Consider the following 297-nt stretch of genomic DNA (forward strand, 5'->3'; position numbering starts at 1 on the left):
CACTGGACCTACACCGCTGACAATTCTCAGACAGCGATTCAAGGCCTTAAAACCGGTGAGTCAGTTACCGATACAGTGTTAGTTCATAGCGTTGACGGCATTGAGCAAAAAATCACTGTGACCATTAACGGTACTGATGATAAAGCCGTGGTTGCGGGTATCTCAACCGCCAGCTTAACTGAAGATAAAGACGTTCACTGTGGGCAACTTCGCGTCGATGGCGCCCTCACTGTTACTGATGTGGATAACGGTCAAAATCAATTTCAAGCCACCTCATTACAAGGTCAGTTTGGTACT

General features: G+C 46.8%; 1 protein-coding gene. It reads left to right on the top strand.

Going from position 1 to position 297, the window contains the following annotated elements:
* The coding region (locus BCU94_RS15410; RefSeq protein WP_198590896.1) for a VCBS domain-containing protein at nucleotides 1–297 on the top strand (297 nt) is incomplete at both ends.

Origin of the sequence: Shewanella sp. 10N.286.52.C2, from assembly GCF_002874545.1 — a bacterium.
GTDB lineage: Bacteria > Pseudomonadota > Gammaproteobacteria > Enterobacterales > Shewanellaceae > Shewanella.